At 72.7% G+C, this 13,384-nt stretch carries 10 protein-coding genes; all 10 read right to left on the reverse strand.

Annotated elements, in window-relative coordinates; genetic code table 11:
• The 10 genes from CCE02nite_RS13710 to CCE02nite_RS13755 all read right to left on the reverse strand — a co-directional run bounded on the left by CCE02nite_RS13710 (position 1) and on the right by CCE02nite_RS13755 (position 13,381).
• Complete coding sequence (locus CCE02nite_RS13710) at positions 1-1,089, reverse strand: HAD-IIIC family phosphatase (RefSeq protein ID WP_141390182.1); 1,089 nt, start codon at positions 1,087-1,089, stop codon at positions 1-3.
• Positions 1,079-2,173 carry an acyl-CoA dehydrogenase family protein gene (locus CCE02nite_RS13715; protein ID WP_141390183.1) on the reverse strand — a complete coding sequence of 365 codons (1,095 nt, stop codon included), beginning with the start codon at positions 2,171-2,173 and terminating at the stop codon, positions 1,079-1,081. The genes CCE02nite_RS13710 and CCE02nite_RS13715 overlap by 11 nt, the downstream gene beginning before the upstream one ends.
• Positions 2,170-2,448, reverse strand: a complete 279-nt coding sequence (locus CCE02nite_RS13720; protein WP_141390184.1) for an acyl carrier protein — start codon at positions 2,446-2,448, stop codon at positions 2,170-2,172. Before CCE02nite_RS13720 ends, CCE02nite_RS13715 begins: the two co-directional genes overlap by 4 nt.
• Positions 2,449-2,451: 3 nt before the next feature.
• Positions 2,452-3,303 carry a 3-hydroxyacyl-CoA dehydrogenase family protein gene (locus tag CCE02nite_RS13725; RefSeq protein WP_218027116.1) on the reverse strand — a complete coding sequence of 284 codons (852 nt, stop codon included), beginning with the start codon at positions 3,301-3,303 and terminating at the stop codon, positions 2,452-2,454.
• Positions 3,296-6,301 (reverse strand): type I polyketide synthase, encoded by a 3,006-nt coding sequence (locus CCE02nite_RS13730; RefSeq protein ID WP_141390185.1) that lies wholly within the window; start codon positions 6,299-6,301, stop codon positions 3,296-3,298. The genes CCE02nite_RS13725 and CCE02nite_RS13730 overlap by 8 nt, the downstream gene beginning before the upstream one ends.
• On the reverse strand, positions 6,298-8,760 hold the full coding sequence (locus tag CCE02nite_RS13735) for a non-ribosomal peptide synthetase (RefSeq protein ID WP_141390186.1): 2,463 nt from the start codon (positions 8,758-8,760) through the stop codon (positions 6,298-6,300). The genes CCE02nite_RS13730 and CCE02nite_RS13735 overlap by 4 nt, the downstream gene beginning before the upstream one ends.
• Positions 8,757-10,217, reverse strand: coding sequence for an FAD-dependent oxidoreductase (locus CCE02nite_RS13740; RefSeq protein WP_141390187.1), 1,461 nt, complete (start codon positions 10,215-10,217; stop codon positions 8,757-8,759). Before CCE02nite_RS13740 ends, CCE02nite_RS13735 begins: the two co-directional genes overlap by 4 nt.
• Positions 10,210-11,151 (reverse strand): protein kinase family protein, encoded by a 942-nt coding sequence (locus CCE02nite_RS13745; RefSeq protein ID WP_141390188.1) that lies wholly within the window; start codon positions 11,149-11,151, stop codon positions 10,210-10,212. The genes CCE02nite_RS13740 and CCE02nite_RS13745 overlap by 8 nt, the downstream gene beginning before the upstream one ends.
• Complete coding sequence (locus CCE02nite_RS13750) at positions 11,148-12,308, reverse strand: hypothetical protein (protein WP_141390189.1); 1,161 nt, start codon at positions 12,306-12,308, stop codon at positions 11,148-11,150. Before CCE02nite_RS13750 ends, CCE02nite_RS13745 begins: the two co-directional genes overlap by 4 nt.
• Before the next feature lie 110 nt (positions 12,309-12,418).
• The gene (locus CCE02nite_RS13755; RefSeq protein ID WP_141390190.1) at positions 12,419-13,381 is read right to left on the reverse strand and encodes a transketolase family protein; all 963 of its coding nucleotides are present in this window, start codon (positions 13,379-13,381) and stop codon (positions 12,419-12,421) included.
• Between the last annotated feature and the right edge of the window lie 3 nt (positions 13,382-13,384).

Raw genomic sequence — 13,384 nt, forward strand, 5'->3', positions numbered from 1 at the left:
TCAGGGCTTCTTCCTGTGCGGGGGTGCGGAGAACGACGCGGAGACGTGCAGGTAGTCGGGGGCGACGAGCGACGCGCCCGGCTTCAGCCGCAGGTGCCGCACGTCGCCCTCGCCCGGCTCGTCCGCGAACCCGGAGAGCCGGTAGACGGTGTACATCGGTCGGTTGACCTCGTTGGGCCGGAAGTCCGCGGTCAGCGTCCGCCCTTCGCGTCGCGCGCCGGCGGCCAGGGTCGCGAGGACCGCGCCGCCGACGTTGCGGCCCATGACCCGGCACGACATGAGGAACAGGCGGATCCGCCAGGAGTCGTCCTCGACCGAGACGAGCACGAGCCCGACCGTCCCGTAGTCGCCGAAGCGGTCGACGAGCTCGACGGAGAGCACCAGGTGGTCGTCGTCCGACATCAGCGCGGTGAGCTCGTCCCGGTCGAAGAGGAGCCCGGTCGTGTTGAGCTGGTGCGTTCGTTGCGTCAGCTCGACCGCGCGGTCCAGGTCGTCCGCCACGGACGCGCGCACGGTGAGGTGCATGTCCAGTGATGCGAGGAACCCGGACCGCGGCCCGACGAAGGTCTCCTCGTGCTGTCTGCGGACGGCCGCCTCCCGGTACATCCGACGGCGCTCCCCCGCTTCCCGGGTGACCACGACGTCCAGCTCGGCGCGGTCGAGGAACCCCCCGAGGTCAGCCGGGTCGACGCACCGGACCATGGGGTGCGCCTCGGCGACCTCCGCACGCTCGAACTCGGAGTCGTCGAGAAACAGGAGCGTGTCCAGGCCGATGTTGAGCTCGTCGGCAACCCTCGACACGAGGCTCGACTTGGCGTCCCAGGAGATCTGCGGCGCCACGAAGTACTTCTCGACGCCGAGCTCGTCGAGCCGGGCCAACGCTCGTCCGGGCTCGTTCTTGCTCGCGATCGCGCACAGGATCCCCCGCCGGTCCAGCTCACGGAGGGTCTCGACGGCGTGAGGCCGCAGTCGCTGCCCGCCGCCCTCGGACAGGACCCCGTCCCACAGCGTGCCGTCGAGGTCCCACACGACGGCCTTGACCGTCGGTGCGGGCGTCGTCGCCGTCTGCGACGCTGCCTCAGGCGTCATGGTCGTCACCGCTGCGGAACCGGGCGAGCACCTGACCGGCCACGAGATCCTGCAGGAGCTGCGTGTTGCCCTCGATGACCTCGAAGACGCGCGCGTCGCGCACGAGCGTGTCGACCGGCGAGCCGTCGACGAGACCGGCCGCACCGTGGAGCTGGGCCGCGGTCGCCGCGACGCTCGTCGCCGTTCGGCTCGCGAAGAGCTTGGCCGTGAGCACGTGGTGCACCGCCCACTCGTCGCGTGCGTCCATCGCCCGTGCCGCCTTGCGGCACAGCTCGGCGGTGGCGTCCACCGCGACGGACGCGTCGGCCAGGAGACCGCGCACCAGCTGGCGGTCGTGCAGCGGGCCGTCGAACTGCTTCCGCACGACGGACCTCTCGACGGCGAGACGCAGGGCGCTCCGCGCCAGACCCCAGGCCGCGAACGCGACGCTGAGGCGTCCGAGGAGCAGGGCATCGGTCGCGACGTGGGACAGCGCGGTGCCCGGGCTGCTCACACGACGGTCCTGGGGCACCACGCAGCTCTCGAGCCGCAGGTCGGCGAGACGCGACTGCGCGAGCCCGCTCGTGCGCGGGGACGGGGTGAGCGTGACGCCGTCGTCGGTGCTCAGCACGAGGAGCGCTACCGGACCGCCCGTCGTCGCCGCGAAGAGAAGGAAGCAGTCGGCGTCGAGCCCGAAGGTGACCCACCGCTTCGTCCCGTCCAGGCGCCACCCGTCGGTCGTCGGCTCCGCCCGCACCGCGACCCCGCGGATGTCGCTGCCGGCGTCCTCCTCGGTCAGCGCGAACGCGCCCATCGCGCGGCCGGAGGCGAGACCCGGAAGATGGACGGCCTTCACCTGTGCGCTGCCCCACCGCTCCAGCGCACGACACACCATCGAGTGCACCGTGACCTGCGACTGGAGCGACGGCGAGACCTCGGCAACCAGCCGGCACACCTCGCCGTGCACCGCGTGGTCGCGGCCGAGCCCGCCGTGCTCGGCCGCGACCAGCGTCGCAGGTACTCCACGGAGCGTCCCCGCGCCCAGGATCTGCTGGGCGATCCCGGTAGCGGTCGCGAGCTCGTCCGCAGTCGCCGTGGTCGTCACAGCTTCGACCTCACGAAGGCGGTGATGGCGTCGAGCGAGTCGAAGTTCTCGATCTCCAGGTCGTCGTCGGCGACCACGACGCCGAACCGCCGCTCCAGGAAGGAGATGAGCCCGGCGGCAGCCAACGAGTCCAGCACGCCCCCGGTCAGCAGGTTCTCCTGCTCGAGCGACGCAGGCTCGTCGACGTAGCGTGCGAGGTACCCGTGCACGGCACGGCGCAGGCCGTCCTCGTCCTCACGTTCGGACGCGGTCCCCACAGACGTCTCAGCGGACATCGTTCAGTCCTCCTCGTAGTTGTAGAACCCCTGCCCGGACTTCCGGCCGAGGTGCCCTTCCCGGACCATCGCCGTGAGCCGAGTGCAGGGGGTGAAGCGCTCGGGCCCGTAGTGGTCGCTCAGGACCCGCAGCGTGTCCACGATCGTGTCGATGCCGATGACGTCAGCCGTGCGCAGCGGGCCCGTGCGGTGGCCCAGGCACCCGCGGAAGAGGCGGTCGACCTGGGCCGCTGACGCGACTCCGTCGTCGAGCAGCGCGGCCGCCTCGTTGACGAACATCATGAGGCAGCGGTTGATGACGAAACCCGCCGCGTCCTCCACGACCACCATCTCCATGCCCAGGGCGTCGAGCACCTCCCACAGGACGTCGATCGCGCGGTCCGAGGTGTGCTCCGTCCGGATGACCTCGACCATCGAGGACGTGGCGACCGGGTTCATGAAGTGAGCACCGACGACCCTGCCGGGATGCTCCCCGGCGAGGGCGACCTCCGTGATCGGGACGGCGGACGTGTTGACCGCCACGATCGCCTCGCCGGGCAGGATCGCGTCGAGCTCCCGGTGCACCGTGCTCTTCAGCTCCGCGTCCTCGGTCACGTTCTCCACGACGAGCGCGCAACCCGCGACGTCGGCCAGCGACGACGACAACCGCAGCGAGCCGGTCGCTCGCGTCGCCCTGCCCAGGGACAGGCGCGCGAGCCGCGAAGCCCGCGCCACCTCACCCTCCGCGCGGGCGAGCGCGTCGGGAGACGTGTCGTGGAGGACGACGTCGAGGCCGGCGGCGGTCAGCGCGTGGGCGAGGCTCACGCCCATCACTCCTGCACCGACGACACCGACGGTCCGGATCGGCTCACCCATCTCGCTGCTCCCTCTCCTCGTTCCAGCTCTCGATGCGCCGCGCCATCCGGCGAAGCTGCGACTCCTCGAAGACGACGAACGCGGGAACGTGGAAGCCGAGACGCTCCTCGAGCCCGCGGATCAGCTGGACGCTCATCATCGAGTCGCCGCCGAGCTCGAAGAAGTCGCTCGACCCGCGGAGCTCCGTCACGCCCAGCACCTGCGCCCAGACGGCCTCCAGCGCCCGCAGGACGTCGGACGTCGTCTCCCGCTCCGCCTCGGGGCCCGGTGCCGGAGCGGACGCCGCGGCTTCTCCTCCGGCCGGTCGCGGTGCCGTCGCGGCGTGGACGACCGGCCCCGCGGCGTCGAGATCGACGTCGATCCCCTCCGCGACGTCATGGCGCCGCTCGTCGAACGCGGTTCCCGGCAAGGACGTGCGCCACCCGGCGGTCGGCGCGCCGAGAAGCCCCCAGTCCGGCTCTCCCGCCCCCGCAGCCCACGTCGCGCCGATCGCTCGAAGGAGCACGGCGTCGTCGCGCTCGTTCTGGTACTCACGGCGGACCGTCGACACGACCGCGACGCCACCGAGCTCGCGCTGGCACTGCGTGGCGAGCGTACGCAGCTGCCCGGGCCCGATCTCCAGGAGCACCCCGCTGCGCGACGACGCCGTGACGAGCGCCTGACCGAACCGGACCGTGCCGGTCAGGTGCCGGCGCCAGTAGTCGAGGTCGGTGATCTCGTCGCCGACCCACCCGCCGGTGACGTTCGAGGCGACCGGGACGCGGGGAGGACGGATCGTCATGGTCCCCAGGAGCGCGGCGAGCTCGTCGGCCGCCGGTCCCATCAGCGGCGTGTGCAGGGCCTGTGACACCGGCAGCAGCCGGCCGGCCATCCCCCGGTCCGCCACCGTCTCCGCGAGGGCCACGATCACGTCGCGCTCGCCGGCGACCACGCAGCTGCGCGGCGAGTTCACGGCGGCCAGCCACACGTCCGGTCCGGTGAGCGCCGTGGCCTCCTGCTCGGACATGTTGAGGGCGAGCATCGCTCCCGCCGGCTGCGCGTCCACGAGCCGCGCCCGAGTCATGACGAACCGCGCGGCCTCGTCGTCCGCGAACATCCCGGCCACCGTCGCCGCCGACAGCTCCCCGAGACTGTGACCGACGAGCGCGGAGAACTGCAGGCCGAGCCGCTGGAGGCTTCGTGCGAGTGCGACCTGCAGCGAGAACACCACGGCGTGGTCCACGATCGTGTCGACCTCTTCGAGGTTCGCACCGTCGCGCTTCTCGACGAGCCGCCGCAGGCTGAACCCTCCCTCCGTGGGCTCGGTCCCGCGGACCTCCTGCGACAGAGCGCCCGAGAGGTCGCGACCGGCGTGCTCACCGCACGCTTCCAGGAGCCCGCGCAGGTCGTCGTCGAAGCCCGGGAGCCACTCGCGCAGGCCGGCCGCCATGGACGGGTACTGGTCTCCCACACCCGGGAACACGAAGCAGAGGCCGTCGCGGTCGGGCACGTCGACCGACGAGCCGTCCGCGAGGTCCTCGGCGACCTCCTCGCGATCGGTGCCGACGACGAAGCGGCGATGCGCCCGGCGTGCCCGGCCACGCTGGGAGACCGCTGCGGCCGACGCGAGCGGGACGCCGTCGCGCAGGGCGGCCGCCCACCCGGCGGCCGTGGCGTCCAGCGCTGCCGGTGTGTGCGCGGACAGGACCACGAGCGACGGACGGTCGTCGTCGGCGGGCGCGGGACGGACGACCTCCGGGGCCTCCTCCAGCACGACGTGGGCGTTCGTGCCCCCCAGGCCGAACGCGCTGACGGCAGCGCGGCGTACGCCCGGGAGGGGCCAGTCCTGCGCCGAACGGGCCAGCACGAGACCGCTGTCGTCGCGCGTGAAGTCCGCTGCCGCACCGACGTTGACCGTCGGGGGCACCCGACCGTGCTCGAGGCTGCCCACGACGCGGAGCAGCCCCGCGAGGCCGGACACCTCGCGCAGGTGGCCGAGGTTCGACTTCACGGACCCGACGAGCGTCCGGCCCCGGCCACCGTAGACGGCGCGCAGCGCCGACCACTCGGTCGCGTCACCGAGCGGTGTCCCCGACCCGTGCGCCTCCACCGAGCCGACGTCGTCCGGCTCGACCTCGGCGAAGAGCAGGGCGTCCCGGATCACGTCCTCCTGCGCCGCGGCGCTCACGGACGCGTAGCCGCTCTTCGCCCCGTCGTTGTTCACCGCGGACCCGAGGACCACGGCGCGCACCCTCGCCTCGTCGGCGAGCGCGTCGCTCTCGCGCATGAGGACGACGACGGCGACCCCGTCCCCGGCGACGGCACCGCTGGCACGCGCCGAGAAGGGTCGGCAGAACCCGTCGCTCGATCCGATGCTGCCCGGGAGGTACAGGTATCCGTGGACACCCGGGACACGCACCGCCGCCGCCCCGGCGATCGCGATGTCGCACTCGTGGTTGGCCAGCGCCTGGCACGCCTGGTGGACCGCGACGAGACCCGTGGAGCACGCCGACTGGACGGTGACCGCCGGCCCGGTGAACCCGTACCGGAACGCGACCTTGGTGCTGGCGTGGTCCTTTCCGTTGCCGACCTCGATCGTCATCTCGTCGATCGGGTCCTCCCGCAGCCGCGACACCGTCCGCACGAGCTCCTCGTGACGGTTGCGACCGACGCCCACGTACACGCCGACACGTGCGCCGCGCTCCGGCACGATCGCCGCGTCGTCGAGCGCATGCTGCACGGTCGTCAGCAGGAGGCGGTGCTGCGGGTCCGTGACGGTCGCGGTCCGCGGTGCCATGCCGAAGTACGCAGGGTCGAACTCGTGGGCACGGTCGATCCGTCCGGAGGCTCCGATCCACCGCGCGTCGTCGAGCAGCCGGTCCCGCTCGATCCCGCGCAGCTCCTCGACCGTCGGGCGCGTGATGCAGTCGCGTCCGGAGACGAGGTTGTCCCAGAACGTGCCGAGATCCGGGGACATCGGTAGTCGCGCTGCGGCCCCGACCAGGGCGATCCGGGTCATCGGACACCTCCTCGCTCGCCCCGGGAGCGGAGCAACGCGGCGCGCCGCTCCCGCTCCGCCTCGACGGCCGTCGTGGACCGGTCGGGACGCTGCGGCGCGACGGTGGCGCGTCGCGGAGCCACCGGCGCCGCCGGTGCCGCGTCCGCCCCGGTGTCCCGGGGCGCGTCGAGGACGGCCGCCTGCGAGCGCACGGTCGGGGCGCCCAGCAGCGCGACCGCCTCGACCGACAGCCCGAGCTCGTCCTGGATCGCGGCCCGCAGCAGCATGACCCGCAACGAGTCGCCCCCGAGCTCGAAGAAGTCGTCGTCGATGCCGATCTCGTCGAGCTGCAGCACACGACGCCACAGATCGAGCAGCACCGACTGCACCGTGTCCTGCGCGGGCGTCGGTGAGGGCAGCGTCGCGGGGCGGGCACGTTCCGGCAGGCGCAGCGCGACGCGGTCCACCTTGCCGCTCGGGAGCTGGGGGAGCCGCGCGACGAACGTGACGTGGCGCGGGATCATCCAGCTCTGGACGTGCTGGGCGAGGTGTGCACGCAGGGCGCGCTCCGTGGCCCGGTCGTCCTGCGCGACGACGAACGCGACGAGGACGGCGCCCTGCTCTCGGTCCGCGTAGCCGACCACGGCGGCGTCCTCGACGGCAGGGTGCGCCCGGATCCAGTGCTCGACCTCCGTCGGCTCCACCCGCTGTCCCCGGACCTTGACCTGCAGGTCGCGGCGTCCCACGTACTCGAACGACCCGTCGTCGTGCACACGCGCCAGGTCGCCCGTGCGGAACAGCGTCGGTGCCTGAGCGTCGCCGAACGGGTTCGGGACGAACCGCTGCGCCGTGCGTTCGGGGTCTCCCAGGTAGCCGTCAGCGATCCCGGGTCCCCCGGCCCAGACCTCGCCGACCACCCCCGTCGGCACGCGGCGCCCGTGCTCGTCGCAGACGTAGACCCGCATGTCGAGCGGTCGACCGATGTTCGTGCCGTCGCTGTCGAGCTCCCCCGCGGGCCCTCCGCGGTGGGTCACGTAGTCGGCCTCGGTGAGGGTGAACGTGGTGTGCACCTCGTAGCCGAGGGACCGGACGCGCTCCTCGAGGTCGGTGTGCAGGGCCTCTCCCCCGACGAAGACGTGACGCAGCGCGGGAAGCTCCGCGAACGCCGGGGAGGCGGCGAGAAGGCGCAGCATCGAGGGCACGATGCTCAGCACGGTCACCTCGTGGTCGCGAAGGCTCTGCAGCAGCACGCGGTCGTCGCGGTCCCCGCCCGGCGGCACGACGACGCACGCTCCGCCCGTCGCGAGCGGCCAGAAGAGCTCGCGCGAGCTCACGGGGAGCTTCAGCAGGTGGCGGTCGCGTGCTCCCAGCCCGTACAGGGACTGTTCGAGGAAGACTCGGCTCGTGTGGAGCAGGTGCGACCGCACGACAGCCTTCGGCATGCCCGTCGACCCTGACGTGAAGAGGACGTACGCGGGGTCGCCGACGCCCACGACGACGTCGGGCGGCGCGGTCTCCGCCGCCGCTCGCAGGGCGGCGAGCGACGGCAGCGGCGCCGTCCTGACCGCGGCACCGAGGTCTGCGGCACCTGGTCCGGACAGGACGAGGCGCGGGCTGCTCACCTCGACGAACTGGAGCAGGCGCGGGACGGGGAGGTCCGGGTCGAGGTGGACGAAGGCCGCGCCGGCCTTGAGGATCGCGAGGATCGCGACGAAGAGCTCGAACGACCGCTCCGTGCACACCCCGACCGCGTCGCCGGGACGCACGCCGCCCGCGACCACCTGGTGCGCGAGCACCGTCGAGACGTGGTCGAGCTCACGGTAGGTCAGCCGGGCGTCGTCGCCGACCAGCGCCGGGGCGTCCGGCGTCCGCCATGCCTGGAGCCGGAACAGCTCGTGCAGCGGGACGGCGGGATAGTCAGGGAGGCGGGCCGGGGTGCCTCCGTTCACCACGCGGTCGGACTCCGTGAGGATCTCGGTCCGTCCGAGCAGCGGACCGTCGGGAGCCGCGGTCAGCCGGACGACGAGCACGCGCAGTCGCTCCAGGAGCCGACCTGCCAACGCCCGCGCGTCAGGCCCGTCGCCGTGCCGCACGGCGATCCCGGACGCGGTCAGGTCCACGTGCACGTCTGCCGCGGTCCCCAGGGCTCCGTCGACCGACAGGACCGGGCGCTCGTCCGTCTCGGTGCCGAAGGCGGACACCCCGAGGCCGGCGCCGCCGGGACCCACCTGGTCGAGCAGGGCCGTCCAGTCCGCGTCCGCGCCCGCGGTCCGCAGGTACTCCACCGCACGTGTGCCCGCGGAGGCGTCGTCGCCGACCAGTACGGGCCCGGAGACCTCGAGCCGGTCCAGCACCACGACGGCCGCCGCGAGCAGGATCCTGGCAGGGCTCAGGTGCGGGCTCCGGGCACACAGCTCGTCCCAGCCCTCGAGGAACGTCACCTCGGGGTCCACCCGGCCGGGCTCTCGGCGTGTCGTCATCGGGCACCCCCCGTCCTGTCCAGGACGGACCGCGCGGCGGCCAGGCCCGTCGCGGCGCCGTAGGTGACGCCGATGATCTTGGACGAGCTGTCACCGACGAAGTAGAGCCCCGGAACGCTGCTCTGCATGTCGCCGCTCAGCTCGAGAGCGGGGTACAGCCGCTCGACGACCGGCGCGGCGACCACGCTCGACGGCCCGAGGAGACCCGGCGCGATGTCCTCGAGCAGGTCCACCATCCGCGCGATGTCCGCGACACGCTGTGGGCCGAGGACGGCCGCGAGGTCGCCCCAGGTGGCGCGGACGAGACTCGTCCCGCTGAAGTCCTCGGCACCGGGGCGTCCCAGCAGGCCGAGCAGGCTCTGGGCGACGGGAAGCCCCTGGCCCGCCGTCGTCACGGCACGCGCATAGTCGACGGCGTACTGCGTGCCGTCGACGTCATCGGGGACCGTCACCGTGGTGATCACGCCGAAGTTGGTCCGCGATGTCGGGGTGGTGATGCAGTGCTGCCCGTCGAGCAGCACGGTGTCCGCGAAGGAGTACTGCATGATGCGTCCCCGCTCGCACACGCAGAACGTGCGGACCGGCTCCCCCTGCTCGTTCACGAACGTGAACTTCGGGTTCTGGCAGGAGGCCGTGAGCGGAGCCAGGACCTCGGCAGGCGCCTCGATCCGCACGCCGAGGTCCACCCGCCGGCTCGGCCGGTGCTCGATCCCGTTCTCGTCGAGCACGGCCTGCAGCCAGCCGACGGCGAGCTTGCCCGCACCGACGATCACGTTCCGGGCGCGCAGGAGACCGCTCGGCGTGCGCACGTGCCAGCTACCGTCGGGACTGCGCCGTACCGTCTGCGCCGTCGTCCCGAGGCGCAGGTCCAGGCCGGCGGCGAGAGCCTCGGCGAACAGCGCGTCGATCATGACCATGGACTCGTCGACGGTGATCCCGATCGACGTCGCGTCGTCAGCCAGGTCGAAGCCCCGAGGCGCCTCGCCCGCCGCGCCACGGGCACCGACGACCGCCTCGGTCGTCGCCCTCTCCACGGACTGCGCCCCGAACCGTCGCATCAGGCGGTACACCTCGGCGACGGCGGCCGAGGCACGGTCGAAGCCGCCGAGCGCTCGCTCCAGCCCGCTGTACGTCTGCCGCCGTCCCGAGGAGTCCACCTCGATCTTCGAACGCGACAGTCCGGAGAGGTAGCCGAGGTTGGTGTCGAAGTGGAACGCGGCTCCCCCCAGACCGGTCAGGCAGTCGCACCGGTGGCACTGGAGCCGGAACTTCTCCGCGTCGCGGACGGACCGGCCTCCCATGCGGGCCGCGACCTTGGAGCACAGGCTCGCGCGCATGTCTCGCCCGCTCTCGAGGAGTGCCACGCTCGCCCCCTGGGTGGCCAGGAGCCACGCCGCGAACATCCCCGACGGACCGCCTCCGATCACGACGGCGTCGATCACCTCGGGCTCAGACATGGGCACCTCCGAGCCGGCGCAGCGGACGGTCCGCGAAGTAGGCCGCGAGCGGCCCGAAGAACAGGTGGTCGACCGGCCGCCCCTGGGCGCGGATCCGGCGAATCATCGCGCCGCAGAAGACCGGAGTCAGCGCCAGGACCGTCGCCGGGGCCTCACCCGTGACCTCCTCGTACCGCGAGAGCGCCGCGCGCACGGCGTCGTGGTACGGGTCGTCCCCGTCGTACAGCCGCCCGAAGAGCCAGTCGAACCCTCGCTCCCGGTACTCCGGGTACGCGATGAGCGACGCCGTGAGCAGGAGGTTGAGCACGTCGAGCGCACAGATTCCGCGCGGGGCGTAGTCCTCCCAGTCGATGAGCGACAGTGCCCCGTCGTCTGCCACGCGGAAGTTCCACGGACCCATGTCGCCGTGGACGGCTCCGACGCGCGCTCGCGCGAGCGCCTCGACGGTCTCCACCGGGAGGTCGTGCCCCGACTCCAGCGGCGCCGTCGGCGGCGCGGTGGTGTCACCGACCGCACGTTCGTCGGAGAGGTGGACACGCGCGCCGATCTCCGCGCCCCGCACCAGCAGCCTCCGCCAGGTCGCCGGGTCCGCGTCCCGGAGCGCGTCGGGAAGGTCGCGCGAGCCGACGCTCGCCATGGCGAACCCCCGCTCGAGCGCCGCCACCGGCGAGGGCACGGTGGTCGCTCCCTCGTGCAGCGCGCGCAGGATCCGCCACTCACGTCCCACCATCGCGTCCTCGGGGTCGAGCGCGACCTTCGCGACGTAGCGGGGCGTGCCGTCGAGGACGGACGCGACGAACAGACGTTGACGCTGCTTGCGCTCGCTGCGCGGCACCCAGTGCTCGAAGGTGAGCCGGTCCCGGTCCGCCGGGTCGTGGAGCGCCCGGACCTCCTCCGTGACGGCGCCGAGGACGTCCGCGGGGGTAGCGATCACCGCGCGTCCCCGAACAGCGCGGGCACGTCGAGGTGCGCGCTCGGGATGATCTCGCTGAGCGTCGAGGCAAAGCTCGGCCCGCTGAGCAGCGTGCGGATCTCCGCCACGCCCTCCGCACGCTCGTGCTCGTCGAGCGAGACATAGGCGTCGATGCGCTTCTCCATCGCCTCGGCGAACCGTCGGTACGCGCCGTCGTCCTCGAGGAGCCGTGCGACGTGCCCGACGATCGCGGCCGTCCCCTCGAAGTCGTCCTCGGGGATCTCGTAGTGCTCGATGAGGTCCAGGAACCGGGCGCCACCACGGCCGAAGCGCGTCCCGTCGAGGGCCCGGAGGTTCTCGACGTGACCGTAGTGCTCCTCGGGGAGCGCCATGGGGAAGGCCCCGAGCACGACGGACTCGTGGATCGCCGTCAGGCCCGGGGTCAGCATGTAGTGACGCGCGGAGGCGACTGCGGCGATGAAGTCTCGCTGTGCCATGCACTCGAACGTCACGACGGCCTCCCCGACCTCGAGCCGTCGCGCTCTGGGCCCGCCGTACCCACCCCCGCACACCGCGACCCGCCGAAGCTCGGGCCGTCGCGCCACCAGGTCGGGGACCCAGCGCGAGAACAGCTCCAGGTACTGGTTGTGCACGTCGTAGTCCAGGAGGAAGTTCTTGAAGCCCCCGAGGTTGATGAGCAGGTCCAGCGGCTCGTCGCCGGCGGGACGCTCCTCGCTGAGCCCGAGCTCGTCCACGATCGGCCCGGAGAGGTAGGGGCGCGACGCTCCGAGACCTCGCAGCTCCTCCACCCGCTCAGGGACTCCCGGGAAGTTCTGGGCCACGGACGCGGTCGCGCACAGGTGTGCCGCGTAGATCTGCTCGTGCGGGGCCAGCCCGCCGAGCTCAGCCTGCCAGTCCTCGAACCGCCGCGCGCGCAGGCGGGCGCACAGGTCTGCGATCTCGACCGGGGTGCGCTGCAGCTGCCAGAACGCGAGGAGGCTGTCCACGAAGAGCACGGGACGGTCCGCCGCCAGCGCATCGAACACGAGGTCGGCGTTCATCACGGAGACGACCCAGTCGGCGCGGGTGAGCTCTTGCTCCAGCGCGGGGTCCCCCGGCTCGAGCTCGAGGATCTCGTCGTAGGCGTCGGGGTTCCGTTGGGCGAAGTCGGACGCCACCGTGACCCCCACACAGACCCGGTGGTGCCCGTCGAGAGCCCGCGATATCGCCGTGAGCTTCGATACGGGGCCGAATCCACAGCTCTGAGCTCCGAGCAGTACGCGCATCTCTAGACTCCCCCTGTCGTGATGGTGTTCGTCGTCATCGCCCCATGGATCGCCGGCGCGTCGATCCCGTACGCGGCGAACAGCTGGTCTCTGTCCGCGCCCGGAGCGGCGACGCCGTCGCCGATCGCGAGCGAACGGAACGCCCCCTCCCACCGCCCGATGAGCGCGAGCGCAGTCTGCGCACCGATCCCGGACGCACCGACGTGCTCCTCGACGCTCACGACGCGGCGCGCACGGCGAGCGGCGCGCTGCACCGCCTCCCGGGGGAACGGGTGCACCTGGACCAGGTCGAGCACCGCCGCCTGGAGCCCCTCGCACCGCGCCGTCCGCGTCGCGTCGAGCGCGGGAGCAACCGTGGCACCGGCGGCGACCACCAGGATGTCGTAGTCCGCATCGCCCCGAAGCGTCCCCGCCGGCGAGAAGTCGTCGTCCTCGTCGTGGACGACGGCGTCCTCCCGTGCGCCGAGGCGCACGTACGCCGGCCCTCCGCTCGTGACCGCTCGAGCCAGGGACCAGCGGGCGTCGTGGACGTCGGCCGGGCAGTACACCTGTGTCCCAGGCATGCTCGCCATGGTCGCGAGGTCTTCCGGGGCGTGGTGGCTCGCGCCCAGGTCTCCGTACGCGACGCCTCCGCCCACCCCCAGCACGGTGACCGGGAGACCCGGGACGCAGACGTCCAGCCGCAGCTGTTCTGCCGCACGGCGCACGAGGAACGGCGCCATCCCGCAGACGACGACGGGGCGCCCCGTACGTGCCAGGCCGCCGGCCACCCCCATGAGGTTCGCCTCGGCGATGCCCACGTCGATGAACCGGTCAGGAAAGTCGGTGGCGAACGGGACCGCCAGGGCGCGAGCGTCAGCCGCGACCACCACGAGGTCGTCCATCTCGTGGCCCAGCCGGCGCAGGGCTCCGGCGACGGCCGGGCGCATCGCGGCACGTTCGCGGACGACGGCGGCCTCCTGCATCGT

Origin of the sequence: Cellulosimicrobium cellulans (assembly GCF_006539945.1) — a bacterium.
In the GTDB taxonomy this organism is placed as follows: domain Bacteria; phylum Actinomycetota; class Actinomycetes; order Actinomycetales; family Cellulomonadaceae; genus Cellulosimicrobium; species Cellulosimicrobium cellulans.

Excerpts from the sequence above, each read along its gene's own strand:
- CCE02nite_RS13725 (WP_218027116.1), bottom strand. The coding sequence starts at position 3,303 with ATGGGTGAGCCGATCCGGACCGTCGGTGTCGTCGGTGCAGGAGTGATG.
- CCE02nite_RS13730 (WP_141390185.1), bottom strand. The coding sequence starts at position 6,301 with ATGACCCGGATCGCCCTGGTCGGGGCCGCAGCGCGACTACCGATGTCC.
- CCE02nite_RS13755 (WP_141390190.1), bottom strand. The coding sequence starts at position 13,381 with ATGCAGGAGGCCGCCGTCGTCCGCGAACGTGCCGCGATGCGCCCGGCC.
- CCE02nite_RS13735 (WP_141390186.1), bottom strand. The coding sequence starts at position 8,760 with ATGACGACACGCCGAGAGCCCGGCCGGGTGGACCCCGAGGTGACGTTC.
- CCE02nite_RS13720 (WP_141390184.1), bottom strand. The coding sequence starts at position 2,448 with ATGTCCGCTGAGACGTCTGTGGGGACCGCGTCCGAACGTGAGGACGAG.
- CCE02nite_RS13710 (WP_141390182.1), bottom strand. The coding sequence starts at position 1,089 with ATGACGCCTGAGGCAGCGTCGCAGACGGCGACGACGCCCGCACCGACG.
- CCE02nite_RS13740 (WP_141390187.1), bottom strand. The coding sequence starts at position 10,217 with ATGTCTGAGCCCGAGGTGATCGACGCCGTCGTGATCGGAGGCGGTCCG.